Source organism: Paenibacillus sp. ov031 (genome assembly GCF_900143165.1).
Taxonomy (GTDB): Bacteria; Bacillota; Bacilli; order Paenibacillales; family Paenibacillaceae; genus Paenibacillus; species Paenibacillus marchantiae.
This window is the reverse complement of the sequence record NZ_FRDO01000004.1, coordinates 121,296-147,528: the sequence shown is the minus strand read 5'-3', so window position 1 is coordinate 147,528 and position 26,233 is coordinate 121,296. Positions and strand designations below refer to the sequence as shown.

The window sequence follows — 26,233 nt, the reverse complement described above, 5'->3', positions numbered from 1 at the left end:
CCGATGGATTTAAACTCGTTTTTTCGTTATCCACTGGATCAACTTCCGTTTTTCCTGTTGACGATCCTGATTGCTTTTACGGTCCATGAATTCTCTCATGCCTATTTTGCCAACAAATTCGGTGATCCAACAGCCAAGCTGCTAGGCCGGGTTACCCTCAATCCGGTCGTACACTTTGACTTGTTTGGGGTGCTATTGCTCGTTATTGCTGGCTTCGGTTGGGCACGACCCGTTCCAGTTAATCGGGCGAACTTTGACAAACCAAGATTGATGGGTGTTATCGTCTCTGCAGCAGGGCCACTAAGCAATCTGCTACTTGCGATTATTGGTACAATTATTTACGCTTCATTGGTTGGTTCAGGAGCGCTGGGGAGTATAGAAAATGAGCGATTGCTCACAGCGATATCCATGTTTTTCTCTATTTTTAACCTGACGAACTTTTTCTTGTTTCTGTTTAACCTTATACCGTTGCCACCCCTGGATGGTTATCGGATTCTTGAAGACGTATTGCCACCATCTATCAGTCGCAAGCTGCAAGGAGTGGAGCAATGGTCGATTTTTATCTTCCTGCTGATTTTGGTTATACCTCCGCTGCAAAATGTGACGATTCAACCGTTGTATGAGTTTGCACAAACGATGTATGTGGATCTGGCAAAACTAATCATTGAATTATATCGATAAGCAACACGTACCTCTAGGGCTGAAATACTGGTCAGATAGACATAAAAGTTGTATGATCATCTGTGGCGATTGGATTCACGCCTGCCATCAGGCGGGGTGAATTCCAGTCATAACAGGACAGAATGGGTGGATAGACGAATGCAGCGTTATTTTGTATCTGCAGAACAGTTTAATGAACATTCCGTAGTCATCACGGGTGATGATGCGCGCCATATCGGCAAAGTGATGCGTGGTAAACCTGGAGATAAACTGATTGTCAGTGACGGAAACTCCAAAGAAGCTTTGGTGGAGATTGAAAGCATCGAAGCCCAGCAAGTAACAGCGAATATTGTGGAACCTCTCGAAATGGACCATGAAGCACGGATACGTGTAACCGTGGCTCAGAGCTTGCCAAAAGGCGATAAGATGGAGACGGTCATCCAAAGATGTACAGAGATCGGAGCAGTTTCATTTGTTCCTTTCCTGTCTGAGCGTACGATTGTGCAATATGATGCCAAGAAAGAAGGCAAACGGTTGGAGCGGTGGCGGAAAATCGCCAAGGAAGCCGCTGAACAAAGCCATCGGAACCGCATTCCATCCGTCGAGCAGCCACTTTCCTGGAAAGGGCTGCTATCTTCTTTTGAGGGCTACAGTCTGGTATGTTATTGTTATGAAAAGGAAAACGGCAAGCAATTAAGAGACGCATTGAAGCCGTTTGTGGAGCAGCTTGCACCTGGTGCGAGTGCTGAAGTGTTGATCGTTGTTGGACCTGAGGGTGGATTCTCGGAGAGGGAAACGATTGAAGCCGATCAGGCGGGTGCTGTATCCGTTGGACTGGGCAAACGCATCTTGCGGGCCGAGACAGCTGGAATGGCGGCGCTAACTTGCGTCTTATATGAATCCGGAGAAATGGGGGGAATGTAATTATGCCATCCGTGGCGTTTTACACCTTAGGCTGCAAAGTTAATTTTTATGATACAGAGGCGATTTGGCAATTGTTCAAAAACGAAGGATACGATCAGGTAGACTTTGACGAACAGACAGCGGATGTATACTTGATTAATACTTGTACAGTAACCAATACCGGCGACAAAAAGAGCCGCCAGATTATCCGTCGTGCCATTCGGCGCAACCCGGATGCGATTGTAGCCGTTACAGGCTGTTATGCGCAAACTTCTCCGGCAGAGATTTTGGACATCCCTGGTGTGGATCTTGTTATCGGTACACAGGATCGGGACAAAATTTTGCCATATGTCAATGAAATTCAGGAATCACGTCAGCCCGTCAATGCTGTGCGCAACATCATGAAAACGCGGGTATTTGAAGAGATGGACGTACCGGATTTTGCCGATCGTACCCGTGCATTTCTGAAAATTCAGGATGGCTGCAATAACTTCTGTACGTTCTGCATTATTCCGTGGTCACGTGGACTTTCCCGTAGCCGGGAAGCAAATAGCATCATCCAACAGGCTCATCAACTGGTGCACGCCGGGTACAAGGAAATTGTCCTGACAGGCATTCATACTGGTGGATACGGGGATGACATGGAGAATTACGATCTGACGGATCTCCTATGGGACTTGGACAAAGTTGAAGGCCTGGAGCGTATTCGGATCAGTTCGATCGAAGCCAGTCAGATTGATGATCGGATGCTGGATGTGATCAAACGTTCAGACAAACTCGTACGCCACTTCCACATTCCGCTGCAAGCGGGCGATGATACCGTACTGAAACGTATGCGCCGTAAATATACGACCGAAGAGTTTTACAATAAAATGCTTCGCATTCGGGAAGCGATGCCGGATGTAGCGATCACAACTGACGTTATTGTTGGGTTCCCGGGTGAGACGGATGAGATGTTCCGTAATGGCTACGAGTTGATGAAAAAAATTGGTTTTTCCGAAATGCACGTATTCCCATATTCCAAGCGTACCGGAACACCGGCAGCACGTATGGAAGATCAGGTGGATGAAGAAGTCAAAAATGCACGCGTGCATGAACTGATTGATCTATCCGAGCAAATGCAACTGGCATACGCCAAGCAGTTTGTGGGACAAGTACTGGATGTCATTCCTGAAGGTGAAGCCAAGGGCCATGAAGGCAGTGGTAAACTGCACGGTTACAGTGACAACTACATTCAGCTGGCCTTTGATGGTTCGATGGATATGGTCGGCAAGGTATGCCGTGTCAAAGTGACCGAAGCGGGTGTGAATGAAAGCCAGGCTACGCTGGTTCGTGTGTTGGAAGAAAATCTCAAGTCCGCAGCGATGTAATCGAGGCGTCAGAAACAAGGATTTCATTTCCTTGGGGAGCGTACCCGTGGAGATGAGGTCCTTCTTTTTCCAAAAAAAAGATGAAGACAATTCCGTAATGGGGGAGAGCAACATGAACAGAAAAGAAATTTCGGCAGGCGGAGTGGTCTACCGCACGGGAGAAGACGGAAAGCTTCAAATTCAACTGATTGTAGATCGCTACGGCAAAACGACTCTCGCCAAGGGCAAAATGGAAGATGGAGAAACGGTGGAACAGACCGCACTGCGTGAGATTCTGGAAGAGACAGGCATGGTCGGCCGAATAGTAGAACCCGTCGATATCATTTCCTATACGTATCAGCATGCAGAGTTTGGTCCGGTGGACAAGGAAGTTCATTATTATCTCGTTGAAGCGGAAAGCGGCGACCTGCAGCCTCAGATTGAAGAAATCAAAGGTGTGGATTGGTACGCTCCGGAAGAAGCTTGGTCTAGACAGCAGCATAGTGGATACGATAATAACGATGACATTTTACGAGTGGCGCTGAACAAATTAGGCATTAACGTATAGCTGTTTTCTATTGAATGACGTAACGCTACTGTTTGTTGAGAGAGTTTTGAACATCAGGCCACGGGTGACTTCGCCACTGGGGTGGAGACCGGTGGTTTTTTGTGCCAAATTGGCAAGTAACAGAACGGCAAGGCAAGCAGTGAACTGGTGACGTTAAAAAGGGTCTGGGCATGCGCAATCTGTGCCCCGTTATCCGCTGATAGCCAGGCCGAGGCTGCATGCAGCTGGCCGATCAGCGGCATAAATAGCAGCGCCCCCGCAATGTTTAATACGACATGGGAGGCTGCGACAAATTTGCCTGCGGATGCTCCTCCAGCGGCTGCAATCACGGCGGTGATACAGGTCCCTACGTTTGACCCAATCACAATGGCGATGCCGATCTCCACAGGCAGTACTCCTGTGGCTGCAAGCGTAATCGCCATGCTGATTACGGCTGCGCTGCTATGAATGAGCGCCGTCAGACAGGCGCCTGCCAGAAAGCCCCACCACAAGCTGTCGGCTGAGCGATCCAGAAACCACTGGAATACGCCCATACTACGCAGGGGCACGGCAATGGATTGCATCACTTGAATGCCTGTCATGACGAGGGCAAATCCGGCAGACGCGAGAAAGCTGTATTGCATGGTAGACAGCGTCCGACGCGTGCGTTCAGGAGCGAACTGATTTCGTTCACCAAGCACAACAAAGACGGCCCAGCCTGTCAGTGACAAGGCAAGCAGAGGCAGGGAAACCCGTCCGATCTGCAGTCCGACCAGCTCGGTGGTCAGGCACGTTCCGATGTTGGTTCCAAGAATAATGCCAAGTGTGCGTCCGTAGGTAATTAATCTGGCGTTCGCCAGTCCAATAGTGAGTACGGTGACGGCGGTACTGCTTTGCAGCAGGGCAGTAGCGCCTGCGCTAAAAGCCATGCCTTTCCAGGGAGCAGAGGTAGCTCGGCCCAGCCATCCAGCCAGCATGGGCCCGGCCATCCGCTGTAAGGCTGTTTCCATCAGCTTCATCCCACCAAAAAAGATAAGAAGCCCATATAACAGGGGCAGCACAACATCTCTGAACATGAGTTAACATCATTCCTTCCGTGCATATCCTTATTCTCATCCTATGAGTAAATAAGGACAACCATGACAGGCTAACGGAATTCTGGAGTCAACAGCATTTGAAAGACCTATAAGTTTCCTTAACGGTCACCCAAATTACCACCACAATTCAAAAGATACGGAGACTCTGCAAACGTAGCGAAAGGGATGGAATTGGAACTGTAGAAGCTAAGCGTGCGCCTTTATCCCCGGATTTTCCCTTTCGAGAAGGGAATCAGAAAAATCTGGGGATAACAGCGATCGAAGTCCAATCCATCACCGCAGCGGTCACCTTTGCACCAAGCCTATCTTTTCAACTAACTATGAAAGAAGTGGATCTATCTTGCCATCAGTTACACTGGAACGCAGCCGCAAAAAGCGGCTTGAACATGCACATCCATGGATATATAACAATGAAATCGCCTCTGTTGAAGGAAAACCCGAGCCGGGAGATCTGGTCAACGTATTGAATCATCAAGGTCGCTATCTTGCGACGGGATACTATAATCCTGCATCTCAAATCACAGTTAGAGTCGTGGCCTATCAACCTTTGGAGTTTGAACAGATGGATACCGCGTTTTTTGCAGCGCGTTTCCGCGATTGCTTGCGCCACCGGGAGCGTTTTATCCAGGATGGAGAGGCATACCGTCTCGTTTATGGGGAAGCTGATTTCCTGCCAGGACTGATTGTTGACCGTTTTGGCAGCATCCTTGTAGTTCAATTGCTCACATTGGGTATGGACCGTTGCCGCGAAGCAATTGTACAAGCTCTAATTGAAGTAATGCAGCCGGAAGGCATCTATGAACGCAGTGATGTATCCATTCGTGAACTGGAAGGTTTGGAGCAGACGAAGGGACCATTGTACGGGGAGTGCCCGCGTCATGTCACGGTAACGGAGAATGGATTGCTCATTAAGGTGGATATCGTAGATGGCCAGAAGACAGGGTACTTCTTTGACCAGCGAGAGAATCGTGCAGCCATCGAACCACTTATGAAGGGTTGGGGTTACAAGAGTGGCATTACGCTCCAACAGATCGAGCAGGATGGTACGCAGCAGTTGCTTCCTGTGAATAAAAGTGGCAAGGTTGTGACGTTCCCTTATTGGGATGGGGCTACTGTGCTGGAATGTTTCTCCCACACAGGCAGCTTCACATTGAACGCCTGCAAATATGGAGCCAAAAAAGTAACATGTCTTGATATCTCAGAGCATGCGATTGAAAGTGCACGTACCAACGTAGAGCTGAACGGTTTCACTGACCGGGTTGAATTTGTCGTTGCGGATGCATTCCAATACTTGCGTGAGCAGGTGAAAGGCCTCGATGAGCGTAACGTACGTGCACGTGCTGGCGAACAGAAAGTGGATACGTCCAAGGCGCTTGCAGCCAGTGGTAAAACATTTGATGTGGTCATCCTCGATCCGCCAGCCTTTGCCAAAACGAAATCAGCAGTCAAAGGCGCATGCCGTGGATATAAGGATATCAATCTGCAAGGAATGAAGCTGGTGAATGAGGGCGGGTATCTGGTAACGGCAAGCTGTTCATATCACATGCGTCCGGATCTCTTCCTGGAAACCATTGCGGATGCAGCCGAAGATGCAGGCAAAGTACTGCGTCTGATCGACTGGAAAGCAGCCGGTAAGGATCACCCGCAAATTCTGGGCGTAGACGAAGGTCATTACCTGAAATTTGCCATCTTCGAAGTGCGCAGCAAAAAGAATTAATCGAGCGATTTCCATTTAAGTCGAACATACATTTACGCAAAGAGTCCACAGTTTTCATAAGCTGCGGGCTTTTTGCTATGCTCGTGCATATGATCTCTGGAATTGCCGGATAGTGGCAAACGTATGTTCCGAACCAAGTCAGATATGTTATACTGGGAATTAAAATCTGTTCGTGATGGTTTGGAGGATTAAACATGTCCGTACGCTTTGTTATTGGCCGGGCAGGCAGCGGCAAGAGTACGCTGATTACCCGGGAAATCACATCCCTGCTACAAAAGGAACCGCAAGGTAAACCACTGATTCTGCTGGTCCCGGAACAGAGTTCGTTTCGAACCGAACAGTCACTGGTTTCTTCAGGTGCTATAAAAGGTACCATGCGTGCTGAAGTGCTTGGTTTTCGCCGATTGGCCTATCGGGTAATGCAGGAGGCAGGTGGTTCTGCACGTATTCCCATTGGAGCTGAAGGTAAAAAAATGCTGCTCTACAAAGTGCTCCAGCGTCGTAAGGAAGAATTGAAGCTGTTTGCAGCATCAGGCAGTCAGCTGGGATTTATCGGAGACTTGAATGATCTATACAGTGAGTTTAAACGTTATGAACTTGACCCCACTTCACTGGAAGAAGGACTTTCCGCATGGAATACTTCCTCTTCTGCACCGATTCTGGGAGACAAGCTGCATGACTTGCTTCTTATATACCGTGATTATGAACAGGAATTAACCCAACTATATATCGATGATGAAGACACGTTGACTGAACTAACAGAGCGGTTGCCGGAGAGCACGCTGCTGCAAGATGCACAGATCTGGATCGATGGATTTCAGGGATTTACCCCGCAGGAAATGAGTGTCATTGGAAGATTGATGCTGCAAGCTTCTTCCGTCACAATTGCATTGACGTTGGATCGTGCTTACGACCACGGCGCACTTCCAGGAGAACTGGAGCTGTTCCATCCCACAGCGAGTGCATATGCACGTCTCAAAGGCATGGCTGAGGATCTGGGTGTTCTTAATGAGACAACCGTGCTTCAACTGGAAGTTTTGCCAAGATATGAAGGCAGTCCTGGACTGGCGCATTTGGAGGCTGGCTTTGATCGTAGAGTCCGCTGGAAGAGTGAGGGGCGTGATGCGGGTGTCCGACTTTACGCCGCTGAGAACCGCCGGGCTGAGATGGAAGGAGCACTTCGTGAGATGCGTCGTCTGGCGCAAGATGAAGGTGCGCGTTATCGAGATATGGCAGTGCTCGTTCGTCAGTTGGATACATATGCCGACATTGCTGAGCCTCTATTCAGGGATTATGGCGTGCCTGTCTTTCTGGATCGGAGAAGAAATGAACTACATCATCCATTATCGGAATTTATTCGTTCAGCACTCGATATCGTTCGCCGTCGCTGGCGTTATGAGGATGTATTTCGCTGTGTGAAAACGGATCTGCTGCTCCCACGTGGCGGTTCCATTACACGTGAAGATATGGACCAGCTCGAAAATTATATATTAGCTTGCGGAATTCACGGATACCGCTGGACAGATGGCAAGCCATGGAAGTATGTACCCAGCCTGTCCCTGGAAGACAACGATCAGGATGTCCGCAGCCGGGGCCGGGAACAAATGCTGTCCTTAATGGAAAAATGCCGTACGGTGATTGTTGATCCACTGGGTGCTTTTGAGAAACGAATGAGCAAGGCAAAGACAGCTAAAGACCAATGTGCGGCGCTTTACAGATTACTGGAAGATGCCGAGATTCCTTGGAAGCTGGATCAGATGTCTGCAGAAGCCAAGGCTCAGGGTGATCCGGAACGTTCGAGAGAGCATCGTCAAATGTGGGGTGCCGTCCTTGATCTATTAGATCAGATGGTTGATATGATGGGGGCCGAACGGCTGGATATCGATTTATTTGCCGGGCTAATGGAGACCGGATTAACCGAACTGAAGCTGGGACTTGTTCCTCCAGCGCTTGATCAAGTGTTGATTGGATCGATGGATCGTACACGTCTTCAGGGTATCAAGTACGTATTTATTCTGGGTGCAGTAGAGGGTGAACTGCCTGCTGTCCCTCAAGATGATGGTGTATTAACTGAGCAGGAACGGCTGCTGTTGACGGAGAGAGGTTTGGGGCTTGGGCCAGGAGCAACAAGACAAATGTTGGATGAACGCTTTCTGATATATACAGCCCTGACAGCGGCGAGCAATCAGTTATGGCTGAGTTATCCCGTTGCAGATGATGAAGGGAAAACATTGCTACCCTCAGAAATTGTACGACATGTACGGAAGATGTTCGGTCTGCATGAGCAGCCATTACTTGCCCAGCCGCCGGTTACAAATGCTGAAGAGGTGCACTGGTCTTATGTTATTCATCCTGGTCAGAGCCTCTCTTATCTCATCGGACAGTTGCGCAGATGGCGCCGTGGAGAAGATATTTTTGAAATGTGGTGGGCGATCTATAACTGGCATGTCTCTCGGGAGACAAGCAGACCTCAGCTGAAACAATTGCTTGGATCGGTCTTTTATCGCAATCGGGCGTTACCTCTGCGTACGGCTACCAGCCGTAGATTATATGGTACAGAGGTAAGGACCAGTGTCTCCAGAATGGAGCGTTTTGTGGCGTGTGCGTTCTCCCATTTTGCATCCCATGGGCTGCGACTGAAAGAGCGCCAGTTGTACCGCTTGCAAGCCCCTGATATAGGACAATTGTTCCATGCTGCCTTGAGTCAGCTTGCCATGCGTTTGCGTGAGCAGAATCGCAGTTGGGGCAGTCTGTCTCCGGATGAATGTCGGAAGGAAGCGGAGCACACCGTGGAGCAGATTGCACCACAGTTGCAGGGAGAGATTTTGCTTAGCACGAAACGGTATGGTTATATCTTCCGCAAGCTGAAGGATATCGTTAGCCGGGCGTCGGTTATTCTGGGTGAACAGTCCAGACGAGGAAGCTTTGAACCGATTGGGTTGGAGCTTGATTTTGGGCCAGGTAAACCCCTGCCACCGCTTCGTTTTGAATTGGAAAATGGCTGTGTGATGGAGATTGTGGGGCGGATCGACCGCGTGGATGTGGCCGAAGGAGAGAACGGCCTGCTGCTGCGGGTTATTGATTACAAATCGAGCCAGACCGACCTCAAACTCCATGAAGTGTATTATGGCCTGTCATTACAGATGCTCACGTACTTGGAGGTGCTGCTTAGTGCTGCCGAGGAGTGGCTTGGAGAATCGGCGATGCCTGGAGGAACACTCTATTTCCATGTGCATAATCCGTTGCTTCAATCCGCGAACGGCATGACTTCTGAGCAGGCAGGACAAGAACTGCTGAAACGGTTCAAAATGAAAGGCTTGCTGCTCGCGGATCGGGATGCGATCGCTCAAATGGACAATACCCTGGACAAAGGCTACTCAGCTATTATTCCAGTTGCGCTTAAGGCGGATGGCAGCTTTTATAGTAGCGCTGCTGTAGCTACGCCGGAGCAATGGGATACATTGCTTGCTTCAGTTCGCAGCAATATACGTGAGATTGGCACCCGGATTACGGACGGGGATGTCGCGATTGAACCTTACCGTATCCAGCAGGAGGTTGCATGCACCTTCTGTCCGTACAAGCCAGTCTGTCAATTTGATGAAAATATCGAAGGTAATGAATATAATCTGTTGTCCAAACCGGGCAAACAGCAAATCTGGGACATGCTGTCTCATGGCAAAGGAGGGGAAACATCATGACGAATATGCCAAAACCGGAGGGAAGCTTCTGGAGTGATGACCAATGGAGTGCCATCTCACAGAGTGGAGAAGACATTCTGGTTGCTGCTGCAGCGGGTTCCGGGAAGACGGCTGTATTGGTTGAACGGATTATTCGCAAGATTGCAGACCCTTCCCGTGGATTCAGCGTAGATCGTTTGCTGGTTGCGACATTTACGAAAGCTGCTGCTGCTGAGATGAAGCAGCGGATTCGGGAAGCACTGGAACGTGCACTTGAAGAGCAACCTGCCGAAGAACATCTGCGCAAACAACTGTCATTGCTCGGGCGAGCATCGATTACGACACTGCATTCATTCTGTATGGAAGTCATTCGTCGTTATTATCAGCAAATACCGCTAAACCCGGCTTTCCGGATTCTGAATGAAAATGAAGCCGAAATTATGCGGCAGGAATTGTTGGAGCAGTTGTTTGAGGAAAAGTATGGGGAAGAAGACGAAGGCAGTACATTCCGCGAATTGGTGGATTGGTTCAGTGGGGAACGAAACGATGATGCCATGCATCGACTTGTGCAGCGTTTGTATGATTTCTCACGCAGTCATTCTTGGCCGGATCATTGGCTTGCAGAGATGGCATCTGCTTTTCAGGTGGAAAGTGTCGAGGCACTTGGACATTCAGCATGGGTTCAGAGTATTTTGCGTGATGCAGCTCTTGCCCTAAGTGGTGCTGCTGGTCTGCTGCGTCAAGGGATCAGCATATCGATGCAGCCGGAAGGTCCGAAACCTTATGCAGATACATTGAAAGAAGATTTAGCAATGGTCGAAGAGCTTCTGTCAGCTGTTGAGGTCATGCCATGGGAAAGATTGCCTGAAGTGTTTCAGCCAGCAGCTTTTGGCAAGCTGAAGCCTTGCAAAAAGGACCAGACAGACCCGGGGTTACAAGAACAGGTCAAGGAACTTCGTGAGGCTGCGAAAAAAGCCGTGACGGACCTGAAAGGGTCATTGTTTGGAAGAAGTGCGTTTTCTTTCTGGCAGGAGCTGGAGCAGGCGGCACCACTAATGCAGGAGCTATCCAAGCTCGTCAGTGCATTTGGAGAGCGATACCGACAGGCCAAGCAGGAGCGCGGTCAGGTCGATTTTAGTGACCTGGAGCATTACTGTCTTCATATTTTGCGCCATGAAGATTCAACCCCTGAGCTGTCCATGCCTTCGGATGCAGCAATGGAATACCGGGCACGTTTCGATGAAGTTCTGCTGGATGAATATCAGGATACCAATACAGTGCAGGAAGATATCGTCCGACTGATTTCCAGAGAAAATCCAGGAAACCGATTCATGGTTGGTGATGTAAAACAGAGTATTTACCGTTTTCGTCTGGCTGAACCCGGTCTGTTCCTGAACAAGTACCGTCAATACGCAGCGAATTCGGATATGGATATGGAAATGGACGGAGAGAGAGAATCACTGCATGCAGGAAGACGTATTGATCTTGCACGTAACTTCCGTAGTCGTGCAGAAGTAGTCCATTCGGTCAACATGTTATTCAAGCAGCTCATGAATGAAGGGGTAGCCGAGATTGCCTATGATGAACGAGCTCAGCTCGCTTATGGGGCTACTTTCCCGGCAGAGACGCTTGGAGATGAGGCATACACACCTGAACTCATATTGATCGATCGTCAAGGCGGAGGACCTGATCTGACGGAAAGCACGGATGAGAATGGGGATGCGTTACCTTCTGCTGAGCTGGAGAGTGCCGAGCTTGAAACCGCTCAGCTGGAGGCTCGGGCCATGGCTCGCCGTATTCGTGAAATGGTCGGAGATACGGATAAACCAGCCCTCAACGTTTATGATAAAGCCCTCAAATCCATGCGACCTGCGCGTTATGGAGACATTGTTATTTTGCTGCGTTCTGCCCTGATGTGGGCTCCACTTATGATTGAGGAATTCAGACAGCAGGGTATTCCTGCCGGAGGGGAGCAAAGCAAAGGGTATTTTCAGGCGACGGAAGTGGAAGTGATGTTGTCCTTGCTGCAGATTGTGGATAATCCAAGGCAGGATATACCGCTTGCTTCCGTGCTTCGTTCGCCGATTGTCGGACTAGATGAAGAGGAACTGGCTCAGATTCGCCTTGGGGACAAGCGACAGTCTTTCTATGATGCTGTTATATCAGCTACAGGAGCATTCTCAAGTTCGTTGAATGTTTTCGGGCAGCATGGTGAGAAAGCTTCGAATCCGGATTCATCTGCAATCCAGCTGCAATGGCCCGAAGTCTGGTCAGAAATGGAACAGGGGCAGCGGGAGTCGGCAGTATCCGCCGAAGCAGACGTTATCGAACGTATATATGAAACCTCTGTACATGCAGGTAAAGATGAGATTATGGATGCTGGTATAGATGCAAGTATGGGTGGACGTATAAGCGACGATGCGGATAGGGACAACGGTACTAGCACAGAGTTGCAACAAAAGTTAATTCGCTTTATGCGTCAGTTGGAACATTGGCGACTTGAAGCCAGACAAGGCAGCTTGAGTGAACTCATTTGGCGCATGTACCGGGAAACGGGTTATCTGGACTGGGTTGGCGGCCTACCGGGAGGCATGCAGCGTCAAAGTAATTTGAAGGCTCTGTATGATCGCGCGCGGCAATATGAGGAGGCAACGGCCAATCGCGGATTGTTTCGCTTCCTGACCTATGTATCCAGACTACGTGAGAACGGGGGAGATCTTGGCACCGTAGCAAGCGGTTCTGGTGAGCAGGACAATGCGGTACGCATCATGACGATTCACCGGAGTAAGGGCTTGGAATTCCCTATTGTTTTTGTCGGGGGTATATCCAAGATGTTCAATCAGCAGGATCTGAACTCGCCGTTTCTGATGCATAAGGAGCTGGGGTTTGGCCCGAGGTTTGTAGATCGTGAGAATCGGGTTGCCTATCCAACCTTGGCGAATCTGGCGATTCGTCGTCGTGCCCAGTTTGAGCTGCTTGCCGAAGAGATGCGGGTGCTATATGTGGCTCTAACCCGTCCAAAAGAGAAAATGATTTTGGTCGGTACGGTAAAAGATGTTGTTAAAAAGGCAGTGGGCTGGTCTCAGATTAAGGACAGTCCGGAACGGGTATTGCCTGACTATCTGCTTGCAGCCGGACGGAGTTATCTGGACTGGATCGGTCCATCCCTGATGAGACATCCAGACGCAGCTTTGCTGCGTGAACTTGCGGGAGGCACTGATTCATATGCTGCCTGTCTTGTGGATGATGAATCACGCTGGGGCATTTCCGTCATTTTTGCTGATCAAGTATCCCGGGAAATATTTGTGGATCAGACGCTTGGTGAAGAAGAGGGCATGACAGAAGTGCGGAAACATCGAATTGCTGCCCTAAAAGCCGTTCAGCCTGTGGAGCTGTTTCCTTCCTCCACTGAAGAAGAGATGGTCGAGGATACTCAAGATGCAACACTACGAGACATCAGTGAGGAAGATGTATTTACAATAGGTGAGCAAGAGGGTGTACAGCTGCTTCGTGAAGTTGATAAACGGCTTTCATGGGCGTATCCTCATCAAGCAGCAACGCAAGTAGCTGCCAGTACATCGGTTACCGAACTAAAAACATTGCTAGCCATGCAAGACCATCAGTCTTTACAGATGATGGAGGAAGTTGAAGAACAATCTGAGGCTTCTGTGGATTATGAGGGCCGTGAAGTGAAGGATGGAGGCTCGTCCTTTAAATTGCATCTACGTCGTCCCAAATTCATGGAGGAGAAACAATTGACTGGAGCCGAGCGGGGAACGGTGTATCATACGTTGATGCAGCATCTTCCTGTAGATGGTTCACCCGTTGATTCGCAAATCGTTGAGCAGACACTTTTGCGGTTAGTTGAGCTCCAGATTTTGCTCCCCCACCAGGCAGAGGTTATTGAGTCTGATCAACTGGCCGAATTCTTCAATACAGAACCTGGGACAGAATTGTTGCGTGCGGAGTGGGTGAAACGGGAGATTCCATTTATTTATGGACTTCCGGCACATCATTCTCCTGCCGAATGGCTTCATAGTTTGTCACCAGATGCAGGGATGCAAACGTTGGAAGAAGACGGTAAGATGCAGGCATCACTAGAAAATGAGACGGTGCTAGTACAGGGGATTATTGACTGCCTGTATGAGGTGGATGGCGAGCTTGTTTTGCTAGATTACAAGACAGACCGGGTGTTGGAGCATCGCGGTGGACTGGACAAACTGACGGAAAACTATCGCTTTCAGCTGGAGCTGTATGGCCGGGCTATTGAAGATATTCTGGGTCGGAAAGTCGACCGGAAGTGGCTGTACTTTTTTGATGGCGGACATGCTGTGAAACTATAAAGTGAAATTTTAAAACGGCCAGATGGAATTTGTATCATCGGATTTTGCATGAGAGAGGGGTTGAACGGACGATGCGTATTTTGCACACAGGGGACTGGCATCTGGGAAAAACGCTGGAGGGACGGAGCCGGCTGCGAGAGCAGGAGGATTTTGTGGATGAGCTTGTTAGACTCGCGGATGAGCAGCAGGCAGATGCCATATTGATGGCTGGAGACGTGTATGATTCTGTAAATCCGCCTGCATCGGCGGAACAGCTTTTTTATGAGGCTGCGGCGCGTCTGACAGAACAAGGAAGACCACTTGTGGTAATTGCCGGGAACCATGATCAGCCGGAGCGAGTGGCTTCGGTAACCCCGCTTGTGAACAGACAGGGAATTACACTTGTAGGTATGCCTTCTTCAGAAGCAGTCACTATCCATGCGAAGAGAACTGGAGAGACTGCGCAGATTGCTGCATTGCCATACCCCTCGGAAGCGCGACTGAATGAACTGCTGACAACGGATGGGGATGAGAATGTGCTTCGCCAGGCATACAGTCGCCGGGTTGGCATGTTAATGCAGCGTCTGGCTGCTTCTTTTCGTCCGGATACGGTGAATTTGGCAATGAGTCATATTTATGTCCTGGGCGGAGTGGAAAGTGATTCGGAACGTCCCATTCAGATAGGGGGCGCCTATACGGTTGACCCTTCTGCATTGTCGACAGGTGCGCAATATACAGCACTAGGGCATCTCCATCGTGCGCAGGCAGTTAAAGGAGAAGGTGTGATTCGTTATAGTGGCTCTCCACTGGCCTACAGTTTCTCCGAAGCGGGGCAGAGTAAGTCCGTCACCATGGTTGATGTGGCACCAGGGGGCGCCGCAAACGTGGAAGAAGTGCTGTTGACCTCCGGACGTCCCCTTGTACGCTGGAAGGCACGTGGCGGTCTGGCTGAGGTTTATCGGTGGCTGGATGAAGGGCGTGATCCTCAGGCTTTTATTGATATGGAAGTATGGCTGGATGACGCCATGTCTCTGAAAGAAATTCAGCAGCTCCGTAAGTCGCATGACGGGATCATCCATATCCGTCCGGTGTATCCCGAGATGGCAGCCGCAGGGCTTTTGGAGCAACGATCCGAGCTTCCGGTACATGAGCTTTTCCGCAAATTTTATCAGCGTCAGACAGGTGGGGCATTACCTGAAGACAGTCTGGTTCAACTGTTCCTGGAACTCGTAGATGAGGACGAGCCGGGCGTGCGTGAGGAGGTCGAGGGGAATTGAAGCCGATTTTATTGAAAGTCGCAGGTCTGCAAAGTTATCGGGAGACTCAGGAGATTGATTTTACTGTATTGACGGAAACGGGACTGTTCGGTATTTTTGGTCCTACAGGCAGTGGGAAATCGTCTTTGCTCGACGCGATTACGCTGGCCATGTACGGAAAAGTGGAACGTGCGGTTAATGGTACCCAGGGAATCATGAACCACGCTGAGGATTCGTTGTCCGTTGCTTTTACATTTGAACTTGTATCGGCGGAAGGCACAAGAAGATTTCGGGTGGAACGACGCTTCAAACGAAACAATGAGGTATCGGTAAGCAACACAATAAGCAAATTCATTGAGACCGTCAACGGAGAGGAACAGGTGCTGGCTGATAAACTGGCAGACGTGAACCGATGCGTTGAAGATGTCATTGGGTTGAAAATGGATGATTTTACGCGGGCCGTTGTGCTTCCACAAGGGAAATTTGCTGAGTTTCTGTCACTGAAAGGCAGTGAACGACGCCAGATGCTGCAACGTTTATTCCATCTGGAGAAGTATGGAGATCAGCTTGCCATCAAGCTCAGCCGTCGGGTGAAGGACAATGATATGATTCATCAATCATTGGCCGCGGAGCAGCAGGGGCTTGGGAATGCCAGCAAAGAGACGTTGGAAGAAACGGAGCTTCTTCTTCAAGCTGCTGTGAAACAGTCTGAATTGTCACGCAAAACGCTTGATGAAGCGATGAAGGAAGCCGAGCAACTCGGTAAAGTCCGTGAGTTAAGCCATGAACGCCAGGCTCGTATGGAGGAACACGAAAAGCTGAAAGCACGTGCACCACAGATCGAAGCTGGGGAACAACGGCTGAAACTGGCCGGGGCGGCAGACGCGATACTGCCTTCATTGCAGACGATGCGTGACGCAGCAGCACAGCAGAAGTTACGTGAGGATGCAGCCGGGATTGCTCACCAGCAAGCGGTGGAACATGAACGGCTGTCTGTACTGGAAGCCGAGAAGGCCGAAACGGCCCGTGTACAGATGGCTGAGGAAGAACCCAAGCTGCTGCTTCGATTGGAACAGCTTGAACAGGCCAAGGAGTTGCAACGGGAACGGGATGGGCTACGAGAGGATAGTACCCGTCTTAAGCAGTTTTTGGACAAAGGACAGGCTGAACAGAGCGTCATCGGACAGCAGCTGGAGAAGGAAAAAGAACTACAGCAGCGCGGCCGCAAACGGCGGGAAGAATTACAGGAAAGTCTGAAGCCGAATGAAGTGAAGTCCGAAGAACGCAGACAGCTGCAGGCTGCACTGGAATTGAAGCATCGTTTGGATACTGCGGCGGAGCAATTGCGCCAGAACAAGGCTGAGATGGAAGCCAATAAGCAGTCGGCTGAACAGGGGGCAGATCGGCTGAAGCTGGCTGCCCAGGAAGAGACCCGTCTGAGTGAACAGCGTCAGCATCTGATCGAACAGGCGGCAGTGGGCCTTGAGGCCTTGCTTGCCTGTGAGCAGGACATTGGCCGCGAACAGAGCCTGCTGGCCAGGGCGGAGGAGCAGCTGCGCGGAACCATGCGTGAGCAGGAGCTGCACAGGCTCTCCTCCGCCTTGCGCGCCGAGCTGCGCGACGGCGAGCCATGCCCGGTGTGCGGCTCCGCACACCACCCGCTCCCGGCTGCGCCGCCGGGAGAAGGTCCGCCCGCAGGCGATGCGGACCTGGAACTGCTGCGCAGCCTGCACGCGGAGCTGCAGGAGCTGCGCTTTGGGCTGCGCCAGCAGCTGCACGAACGTCGCAGCCTGCTGACGCAGCTTGGCGCTGCGGCCGGCGAAGCCCCGGCCGCAGCCGAGGCCGCGCCTGCGGCTGCGAAGCCAGAGCCCGCCGGTTCGCCCGTACACGGACGCTCCCCGGCGGACTGGGCGGAGCGTGCCGCCGCACTGCGCGAAGCCGCGCGGGCGCTGGCCGCAGCCGCAGCGCCGCTGCAAGCGGAAGCCGCCGCGTTGCAGCAGGCGGCTGTGGGCGCGCAGCAGCGCCGCATGGAAGCGGCTGCTGCGCAGGAGGCCGGCCAAGCCGGACTCGCCCAGGCGGAGCGCCGGTTGGCCGAGAGTGAGGCCGCCGCAGCCGCATTGCACGGCCGCTGGGCCGCGGAACTGCCCGGCATCGTTCAAGAGCAGGCCATGGCCCTTCACCAGGCGATGCAGGAGCGAGACGCGCGCGCAGAAGACATCAAGGAACGGCTGAACAAGAGCGTGACGTTCCTTGAAGAAAAGGAACAGTTGGTACAGTCCCTTCAGCAGAAGCTGGTTGAATTGGACAAACAGCTGATTCAATGGCAAACGGAATGGCAAGGCAACAGCAAACAGCTTGCCGAGAAGGAAGAACGTCTGCGTCAATGGGTTGGCGAGCAACGGGTCGAGGATTTGATTGCTGCGGCCCAGACTCGTCTGGATGGACTACGGAAAATTGCTGCCGATTCAGCACAGCGTTTCAAGGAAGCGGATGTGTTGAAACAGGAATCGGCCAAGAAGGATGTCATGGCTCAACAAGCAGCAGCCTCAGCAGCAGAGCATTTGCAGCAGGCACAGGAACGCTGGAAGCAATTGATGGAACAATCGCCATTTGATTCGGAGAATGCTGTTGTGGAGGCAGCCCTCCCTTCCCAAGAAGCGGAGCGTCTTGCCGCGGAAATTCAGCAGCATCGGGAGCGTGATCGTGAACTTATTTCTCAATTGCGTGAGCTGGAACAAAAATTGGGCGGAGTCGTTGTATCCGAGGAACAATGGTTGGCATGCTCAGAGCGACTGAAACTGTCTCGTGCAGAGGATGAAGCAGCTCTTAGAGCCAAGGCGCGTGCAGAGCGGGATCTGGAAGATGTGCAGCAGCGACACGTTCGCTGGACCGAGTTGGAGAACAAACGGGTAGAAGTGAGCAGACAAGGTGAGATGCTTAGCAAACTGCAAGCAGCCTTCAGAGGTAATGCATTTGTCGAGTATATTGCAGAAGAACAACTGATGCAGGTAAGTCAGGCTGCTTCACAGCGTCTGCGCTTCCTGACCAAACAACGTTATTCACTTGAGGTGGATTCAGGCGGGGGCTTTGTCATCTGTGACGATGCAAACGGTGGAGTTAAACGTCCGGTGTCCACCTTGTCTGGTGGAGAGACGTTCCTGACCTCATTGTCACTGGCCCTGGCTCTGTCTGCCCAGATTCAGCTGCGCGGTCAGTATCCGCTGCAATTCTTCTTCCTGGATGAAGGGTTTGGCACATTGGACCCTGAACTGCTGGATACCGTCATTACATCGTTAGAAAAATTGCATGATGACCGTCTTGCCGTCGGTATTATCAGCCACGTTCCGGAGCTGCGAGCACGCTTGCCACGCAAACTTGTAGTTATTCCAGCGGGCGAGGCCGGAGCTGGCTCTCGCGTAGTATTGGAAACATTATAGGAACTTGAACACAGAACACATACGAATGAATGACCCCAATTGGGATGCCCTCAGGAACCGGCCGTACAAGGTTGTTCCTGAGGGGGAAATCTCCTGATTGATTGAGTTTTGTTGGTTTGAATCTCATTTATATACTCGTTGTAACAGTTGAGTGAGATAGCTCACAGATACAGGTTCATCCTGTTGTTATACTACAGTTAAGCCGACAAACTTATGTTAAGCACCCCGGCGGACGTCTGATCAGGAATAATCCTGGTTAGACGTCCGCGACAGCAGACTTCCGCATGGAAACTGCAACGGGGTGCTTCTTTTTTTAATAGGCCCTTATCTTGAAACTCTTGTCATTCACAGTGTCATTTCGCCCAGATCTGAATACGATGAAAGGGTGATGAAGAGCAGAACAGATTCGGGAGGCGATCGAACGTGGAAAAGGTAGAAGCGAAGAAACTGTGTAAGGAACACATGCATCGCTATGTATGTATACAGATGCATGACGGTGCCCATTATGATGGCATTGTGGAAAATGTGGATGATGACATGATTTATTTGGCTGTTCCCGTGGGGCATGAAGCTGTGGTTAATCATGCAAACGCAAACTGGGGACCCAATATGATGCCAGTTACTTATCCCGCTCATGCACGGGGATTCTTCCCGGGCTATGGCTACCCATACCCTTATTATGGTTACGGTCGCAGACGGTTTAACAGGCTGGTCCTTCCGTTGGTCGGCCTGACTGCATTATCTTTGTTACCTTATTATTAATAGGGCCTTGAAAGCATTATCTTTTACCAATGAAAACTGAACCTTTCACATCTTCGGTGTATTCTTTGCACTTCACTGAGATGTGAGAGGTTCTTTTGTTGCTGTTATTATTGAATTGAAACAGGTTAAATTGGACGTGAGTTTTCAGTTCCGGTATGATAGTAGGGTATACATAATTTTTAATTCGAAGGAGGGTATGAACAATGGATTGCTTATTTTGCAAAATTGTAGAGGGCAGCATTCCCTCCAATAAGGTACTGGAGAATGACCATGTCATCGTCTTTCATGACATCCAGCCCGCTGCACCGACCCATGTACTCGTTATTCCCAAGAAACATATTGCTTCCATGAATGAAGTAACGGCGGAAGACTTGCCGTTGATCGGTGAGATTCATTTGGCTGCGCAGGAAGCGGCCAAGCGTCTCGGCGTGGAAGAAACAGGTTACCGACTGATTAATAACTGCGGCAAGGATGGAGAACAAACCGTTCATCATCTGCACTATCATTTGCTTGGTGGGACCCGACTTGGCGTGTTGACAAGTTTGTCAGACTCACACAAATAAACGATCCAAGTTACTTTAAATCAGGACTGATTCATATATGCATAAAAGGCATGAATATGGAGCTGAAGTTCACATAAAATAAATGATCATTACGTTAAGGTTGACACCTTTATTACCTTTCGCCTATAATGAAAGGTGATGAACCGTGTTATTGCTCTTGGACGGTCTGGTCGGAGGGAGGGAAAACTGGTGTCTGAAACTAAAGTTCGCAAAAACGAGACTATTGATGCTGCACTTCGTCGCTTTAAACGTTCCATCGCAAAAGATGGCGTATTGGCTGAGGTGAAGAAACGTAAGCATTATGAGAAGCCAAGCGTAAAGCGCAAGAAAAAGTCCGAGGCTGCTCGTAAGAGAAAGTTTTAGGAGGATTTTAACTACATGAATCTTAGCGAACGATTGAACGAAGATATGAAGCAAGCGATGAAGAGCAAGGACAAGTTCAAGCTCTCCAACATTCGGTTGATTCGTTCGACGATCAAGAATCTTGAAATAGATTTGAAAAGAGATTTGGATGATAACGAAGTGCTTGATATTCTGAGTCGTGAAATCAAACAGCGCAAAGATGCCCTCCAAGAATTTGACAAAGCGGGCCGTGAAGACCTCGCGGCAAATGCAAAAGCGGAAATTGAATTACTCAGTCAGTACCTTCCCGCACAGCTTACCGAAGAAGAAATTAAAGTTATTGTACAGCAGACCATCCAGGAAACCGGTGCTTCTTCGAAAGCCGAGATGGGGAAAGTCATGTCTGCCCTTATGCCGAAAGTCAAAGGCAAAGCGGATGGCAAACTGGTAAATCAAGCAGTTCAACAATTTCTGCAATAAAGCAAATCAATAAACACCTCCTGACTTGTCAGGGGGTGTTTTTTCCATTTTACATCATTGATACGGTACTCATTTTCCAGAAGAAATTTGAAACGTAATTAGTAATCGTTCATTTGTTCATGGAAATTCACAAATATTGCTTTTAAATGGATAATATATATGATTATGGATTTAAAATGTTGCAATTGCTTCCGGTTTCAAATATAATTTTAAGATTTTGAAACGAAATGTTGCATTGTACGTAATAAATACCATAAGCTGGACAGTATAACATTAATGGAAAAGGGGGGACTATTTGTGAAGGGAAAGCGCCGGAAGAAGCTTACGGGGCCATTGATGCTCATGATGCTACTGACGCTGCTGCTTCCTGTCTGGATTGGATCACCGTCAGCGCATGCAGCTGAGAAAAGTGGCGCCGTATATATCATTCCGGTGGATAAACCAATCGAGCAGGGACTTGGCAAGTTTATGGAACGCGGGTTCAAAGAAGCAGAAGAGATGAATGCTGGCCTGATCGTTCTGGATATCAATACGCCGGGAGGGCGTGTCGACACGGCAGAAGAACTGGGTACATTAATTAAGGAAAGCCCAGTTGAAACCGTTGCATTTGTCCGTGGAGATGCTGCCTCGGCCGGAAGTTTTCTGGCTTTGAATGCAGATAAGATCGTAATGTCGCCAGGGAGTATGATTGGTGCGGCAGCGATGGTAGACAGCACGGGTAAACATGTTGATGATCCGAAGCTGGTTGCATTCTGGAAGAGCAAGATGCAGGGAGCGGCTGAGAAAAGTGGCCGTGACGGCAAAATTGCAGCCGGAATGACGGATGTTAACATGGTCGTGGAGATGCCTGAGATTAATAAAACTAAGCAAAAAGGTGAAATTATTGCTCTCTCGGCCGAAGAAGCGCTGAAAGTGGGCTATGCGGACCATATCAGCAACACACCGGAAGAAGCTGCAGCTTGGCTTGGTTACAGTCAGGATGATGTGTTCACTGTTCAGAGAACAGCTGCAGAGAACATATCCACATTTCTCACCAATCCTGTCGTCATGACGGTATTGCTATTCCTCGGAATAGCCGGTGTGATCATTGAGTTGATTGTACCTGGGTTCGGAGTGCCTGGTATTGTTGGTATCGTGTGCTTTGTGCTTTATTTCTCAGGGAACTACATTGCCGGTTTTGCCGGAGCGGAGACATGGGTGTTATTCACTGTCGGACTCATCATGATGATCCTCGAGATGTTTATCCCGAGCTTCGGTATTCTGGGGATTTTGGGATCGATTGCGCTTGTCGCTGGTGTCGTGCGAGCCGCCTATGATACAAGTGATGCATTTATATCGTTAGGTATTGCTTTTGGAGCCGCGCTGGTAGTCATTGCAATTGTTGTTATTCTGTTTAAGGATCGAGGCATATGGAATCGATTCATATTAAGTGACAGGCTGTCTGCTGATCAAGGATACTCTTCGGCGACAGAACGCAAAGAGTTGATCGGTTTGCAGGGCATCAGTTTGACTCCACTTCGTCCCTCGGGAACAGCGATACTTAACGGAGAGCGTGTCGATGTGGTGTCGGATGGAGATTTCATTCCGATTGATACACCAATTATTGTGATCAAAGCGGAAGGTACCCGGATTGTGGTTCAACAAGCATTACCGGTGTAACCCGCTCTGTTGCCGGAGTTGATTAAAGCTTCGGCAATGTACATAACCATTCTACGGAGGCTGCTAGTCGAGTGGTGTAAATCAATGCACAGCAGCAAAGTTCCACACTGTTTTTATCATGTTTCTTACAAAAATTAAATTGCAAATGGAGGAATTTTGACTATGGAACCAACCTTGATTACGGTTTTGCTTATTGCGGTAGTTGCGATTATCGTATTGAGCGTATTCTTCAGCTTTTTCCCGGTTATGCTCTGGATCTCAGCCCTTGCATCGGGCGTACGCGTGGGGATTATCACGCTGGTAGCGATGAGACTAAGACGTGTAACACCTAGCAGGATCGTAAATCCACTGATTAAAGCAACCAAAGCTGGACTTCAATTGACAATGAATCAACTGGAGAGTCACTTCCTAGCCGGTGGTAACGTAGACCGAGTGGTCAACGCCCTGATTGCTGCACAACGTGCGAACATTCCACTCGAATTTGAACGTGCTGCTGCGATCGACCTTGCGGGTCGTGACGTATTGCAAGCCGTACAGATGAGTGTAAACCCACGTGTTATTGAAACGCCGATTGTTTCTGCGGTAGCCAAAGATGGTATCGAAGTTAAAGTAAGAGCGCGGGTTACGGTTCGTGCCAATATTGACCGCCTCGTCGGTGGTGCGGGTGAAGAGACGATTATTGCCCGTGTCGGTGAAGGTATCGTAAGTACAAACGGTTCCTCGAATTCCCATAAAGACGTCCTGGAAAATCCGGATCTGATCTCCCGTACCGTATTGTCCAAAGGTCTGGATGCAGGTACCGCTTTTGAAATCCTGTCTATTGATATCGCGGACGTGGATGTAGGTAAAAACATTGGTGCCTTCCTGCAAACGGAGCAGGCAGAGGCTGACAAACGTATTGCACAGGCAAAAGCGGAAGAGCGCCGCGCAATGGCCGTAGCCCAAGAACAAGAGATGAAAGCGCGCGTAGTGGAAATGAGAGCGCGTGTAGTTGAATCCGAATCCCAAGTACCTCTTGCTATGGCTGAAGCACTCCGTAGCGGTAAAATTGGTGTAATGGACTACATGAACCTGAAAAACATTGAAGCAGATACTCAAATGCGCAACACATTAGGAAAACCTGGTGAAAATACAAACTCCAACGATCACGGTGATTCCAAAAACGGAAGATAGGCGGTGAGTGCATATGGGCCTATTTGAATGGATTTTTAACAATCTGTATATTGTAGCAGTCATCGCTTTTGCACTCTTTTCCTTCCTTGGAAAAGCAGCCAAATCGGCTGATCCGAACAAAAAGCGTGCAAATAACGGGATGCCTACGTTTGGAGGGAGTGGTGATTCGGACCGGAATGATCGCTCGCGGGGAAATACCGCACCGCAGCAGTCATCGGCTCCTTCAGATCCCCGCTATGATGAGCAGTATGACGAACGATACGACGAGCGGTATGATGACGATCAGTACGATGATCGATATGATCAAACCTATTCGCAGCCAGCAACGACATCTGCCCGTCCTGTGAATGACGACTTTGGAGGGCAGAGTTCTCTGGGTGGAATGGAAAACTCCCTCGAAGAACAAATGAAAGTGATGGAGCAACGACAACGTGAAATTCGGGAGCGACTCGATCGTATCTCTACTGCAAATACACCGGTTGTGTCTGACTCCAGTTGGGATGAAGTTTCATCCAGCGAGTCCGGACCGTCCCAGCTCCGCCGGGAAGACATTCGTACTGGTGTGTTGTGGGCAGAGGTTCTCGGTTCTCCGCGCTCTAAACAACCCTTTGGAACACGGGGAAAACTATAACTTAATATTATATTAATAAGTGAAAAGCCGTCTCTGGTGAGCATAAATCCAGACGACGGCTTTTTTCTGTCTCGGTCTCTTTTTATTTTCACATCTAACACGTTCCGTAGTTTTCATAATTTTATGAATCTGCGCATAAGTTGAACTGTAGAGGAAGGGGGAAGACCTTCGAATGACCCGGATCAGCCGCAAGCTGCGCAGATGGACCAGTGAAGTTCTGGATCTGCCGCAGGACGTGCTTTACGATATGCCACGGTTAACCCTGATTGGCACAAAGCAGTTGTATATAGAGAATCATCGTGGTGTCATTCATTTTACACCGGATCGCATCGTTCTGGCTCTCTCACAGGGTCAGCTGGAGATCAAAGGAACTGAACTGATGATTCGCAATATTTTGCCGGATGAAGTGGCTGTTGAAGGAACAATTCTGGATATTCATATGAATGGAGCGGAGGGGAACGGATGAAGCAGCCCAGTCTGTACAAACTGCGCGGAGCAGTCCGAATCACGGTCACTGGGGGGGATATTGAAGCATTAATCAATACGGTGGCAGAGCAGGGACTGGAAGTATGGGACCTGCGTGCCTATGATGGACGCAAGGCAGAAATGAATATTCTGCTACCGCATTTTTTCAGGCTGCGTCCTTTGCTGAAACGGACAGGCTGCCGGGTAAAGGTGACACACCGGAGTGGATTTCCTTTTTTTGCAGCCCGTTTGTTAAGAAGGAAGTTCTTTCTGGGCGGCATGCTATTTTTTGTAGCAGCTCTGTTTGCGTTATCATCAATGGTTTGGAATGTAGAAGTGAAAGGCAATGTGACGATTCCCACGGATGAAGTGCTCGCGGCAGCAAAGAAAGAAGGCATCTACCCCTTCCAGTGGGGATTTCGGCTGCAAAGCCAGGACAAGCTCTCCAGACAGCTCGCGCTGGCTCTGCCAGATGTAACCTGGATTGGGGTGAGCAAAGAAGGGACAACCATCACCATCCAGGTTGTGGAGTCAGCACAGCCCAAGCGTGAACCACTGCTGAACCCGAGACATCTAGTCAGTAAAACAGACGCTGTAATCACTCAAATTTACGCGGAGCAGGGTCGCCCTGTCGTGCAGAAGGACATGCGTGTCAAGAAGGGGCAGGTACTGATATCCGGTATTTTGGGAGATGAAGAGAATACAAAGACCATTGTAGCCAAAGGGGAAGTGCGCGGACTGGTGTGGCGTGAATATCAAGTCGAAGTCCCTCTTGTGCAGAAACATAATACGATGACTGGAGATAGCAAGGAACGTTTTTACATTGTGCTGGGAAAATGGGCGATACAACTCTGGGGATACGGGAATACGCCTTTTACCACATTTGATACCGAAAGTGATCATAAACCGCTGACCTGGAGATCCTTCACACTTCCCATGGGATGGCTGACTGAGAAAGATTTGGAAACTCGGGAACAAGAGGAGCAGCATACGATTGAATGGGCTAGAACGAAAGGATTGGAAGGAGCAAGAAACGATATTATCGCCAAAAACGGCAAAGGAACGAAAATTTTAAGCGAAAAAATTTTGCATGAGAAGAAAGAGAATGGTAAAGTTTATATGAAAGTATTATTTGAAGTGGAAGAAAGCATTGCGGAAGAACTTCCGTTAGTCCATAGTCAAGGAGAATGAGG

19 protein-coding genes are annotated in these 26,233 nt (G+C 49.6%); 18 read left to right on the top strand and 1 reads right to left on the bottom strand.

The genetic code is table 11. The features are described 5' to 3' along the window. Positions 1-3 precede the first annotated feature (3 nt). From BUA17_RS18160 to BUA17_RS18145, 4 genes are all read left to right on the top strand, one after another. The gene (locus BUA17_RS18160; RefSeq protein ID WP_063567293.1) at positions 4-681 is read left to right on the top strand and encodes a site-2 protease family protein; all 678 of its coding nucleotides are present in this window, start codon (positions 4-6) and stop codon (positions 679-681) included. 138 nt (positions 682-819) lie between these two features. Continuing rightward, on the top strand, positions 820-1,584 hold the full coding sequence (locus tag BUA17_RS18155; protein WP_063567294.1) for a 16S rRNA (uracil(1498)-N(3))-methyltransferase: 765 nt from the start codon (positions 820-822) through the stop codon (positions 1,582-1,584). A gap of 2 nt (positions 1,585-1,586) precedes the next feature. Further along, on the top strand, positions 1,587-2,933 hold the full coding sequence (gene mtaB / locus BUA17_RS18150; protein ID WP_072734510.1) for a tRNA (N(6)-L-threonylcarbamoyladenosine(37)-C(2))-methylthiotransferase MtaB: 1,347 nt from the start codon (positions 1,587-1,589) through the stop codon (positions 2,931-2,933). Between the two features lie 112 nt (positions 2,934-3,045). Continuing rightward, the gene (locus BUA17_RS18145; protein ID WP_064636374.1) at positions 3,046-3,480 is read left to right on the top strand and encodes an NUDIX hydrolase; all 435 of its coding nucleotides are present in this window, start codon (positions 3,046-3,048) and stop codon (positions 3,478-3,480) included. A 53-nt stretch (positions 3,481-3,533) separates the two neighbouring features. Here BUA17_RS18145 and BUA17_RS18140 read toward each other — a convergent pair whose 3' ends face one another. Beyond that, positions 3,534-4,535, bottom strand: a complete 1,002-nt coding sequence (locus BUA17_RS18140) for a Na/Pi cotransporter family protein (RefSeq protein WP_072734509.1) — start codon at positions 4,533-4,535, stop codon at positions 3,534-3,536. 361 nt (positions 4,536-4,896) lie between these two features. Here BUA17_RS18140 and BUA17_RS18135 point away from each other — a divergent pair, with 361 nt between their 5' ends. The 14 genes from BUA17_RS18135 (at position 4,897) to yqfD (ending at position 26,231) form a co-directional block, all read left to right on the top strand. Beyond that, a complete protein-coding gene (locus BUA17_RS18135; protein WP_072734508.1) occupies positions 4,897-6,273 on the top strand; it encodes a class I SAM-dependent rRNA methyltransferase in 1,377 nt (458 codons plus the stop codon). Positions 6,274-6,467: 194 nt separating this feature from the next. Continuing rightward, positions 6,468-9,971 carry a helicase-exonuclease AddAB subunit AddB gene (gene addB / locus BUA17_RS18130; protein WP_072734507.1) on the top strand — a complete coding sequence of 1,168 codons (3,504 nt, stop codon included), beginning with the start codon at positions 6,468-6,470 and terminating at the stop codon, positions 9,969-9,971. Then, positions 9,968-14,293, top strand: coding sequence for a helicase-exonuclease AddAB subunit AddA (addA, locus tag BUA17_RS18125; RefSeq protein WP_072734506.1), 4,326 nt, complete (start codon positions 9,968-9,970; stop codon positions 14,291-14,293). Before addB ends, addA begins: the two co-directional genes overlap by 4 nt. Positions 14,294-14,364: 71 nt before the next feature. Then, positions 14,365-15,549, top strand: a complete 1,185-nt coding sequence (locus tag BUA17_RS18120; RefSeq protein WP_072734505.1) for an exonuclease SbcCD subunit D — start codon at positions 14,365-14,367, stop codon at positions 15,547-15,549. Then, entirely contained in the window at positions 15,546-18,965 is a 3,420-nt protein-coding gene (locus BUA17_RS18115) for an SbcC/MukB-like Walker B domain-containing protein (RefSeq protein ID WP_072734504.1), read from the top strand. The genes BUA17_RS18120 and BUA17_RS18115 overlap by 4 nt, the downstream gene beginning before the upstream one ends. Positions 18,966-19,427: 462 nt before the next feature. Continuing rightward, positions 19,428-19,727 (top strand): hypothetical protein, encoded by a 300-nt coding sequence (locus BUA17_RS18110; protein ID WP_231952728.1) that lies wholly within the window; start codon positions 19,428-19,430, stop codon positions 19,725-19,727. Between the two features lie 203 nt (positions 19,728-19,930). After that, positions 19,931-20,290, top strand: coding sequence for a histidine triad nucleotide-binding protein (locus tag BUA17_RS18105; protein ID WP_024628477.1), 360 nt, complete (start codon positions 19,931-19,933; stop codon positions 20,288-20,290). A gap of 189 nt (positions 20,291-20,479) precedes the next feature. After that, positions 20,480-20,653: a 30S ribosomal protein S21 gene (rpsU, locus tag BUA17_RS18100; protein WP_005547957.1), complete on the top strand. Its 174-nt coding sequence runs from the start codon at positions 20,480-20,482 to the stop codon at positions 20,651-20,653. Between the two features lie 15 nt (positions 20,654-20,668). Beyond that, on the top strand, positions 20,669-21,112 hold the full coding sequence (locus BUA17_RS18095; RefSeq protein WP_053781272.1) for a GatB/YqeY domain-containing protein: 444 nt from the start codon (positions 20,669-20,671) through the stop codon (positions 21,110-21,112). Between the two features lie 336 nt (positions 21,113-21,448). Next, positions 21,449-22,771: an NfeD family protein gene (locus BUA17_RS18090; RefSeq protein WP_090810045.1), complete on the top strand. Its 1,323-nt coding sequence runs from the start codon at positions 21,449-21,451 to the stop codon at positions 22,769-22,771. 162 nt (positions 22,772-22,933) lie between these two features. Further along, positions 22,934-23,944 carry a flotillin-like protein FloA gene (floA, locus tag BUA17_RS18085; protein WP_162493573.1) on the top strand — a complete coding sequence of 337 codons (1,011 nt, stop codon included), beginning with the start codon at positions 22,934-22,936 and terminating at the stop codon, positions 23,942-23,944. A 13-nt stretch (positions 23,945-23,957) separates the two neighbouring features. After that, on the top strand, positions 23,958-24,575 hold the full coding sequence (locus BUA17_RS18080; RefSeq protein ID WP_064636387.1) for a hypothetical protein: 618 nt from the start codon (positions 23,958-23,960) through the stop codon (positions 24,573-24,575). A gap of 172 nt (positions 24,576-24,747) precedes the next feature. Beyond that, entirely contained in the window at positions 24,748-25,041 is a 294-nt protein-coding gene (gene yqfC / locus BUA17_RS18075; protein ID WP_024628472.1) for a sporulation protein YqfC, read from the top strand. After that, positions 25,038-26,231: a sporulation protein YqfD gene (yqfD, locus tag BUA17_RS18070; protein WP_072734503.1), complete on the top strand. Its 1,194-nt coding sequence runs from the start codon at positions 25,038-25,040 to the stop codon at positions 26,229-26,231. The genes yqfC and yqfD overlap by 4 nt, the downstream gene beginning before the upstream one ends. Positions 26,232-26,233 lie beyond the last annotated feature (2 nt).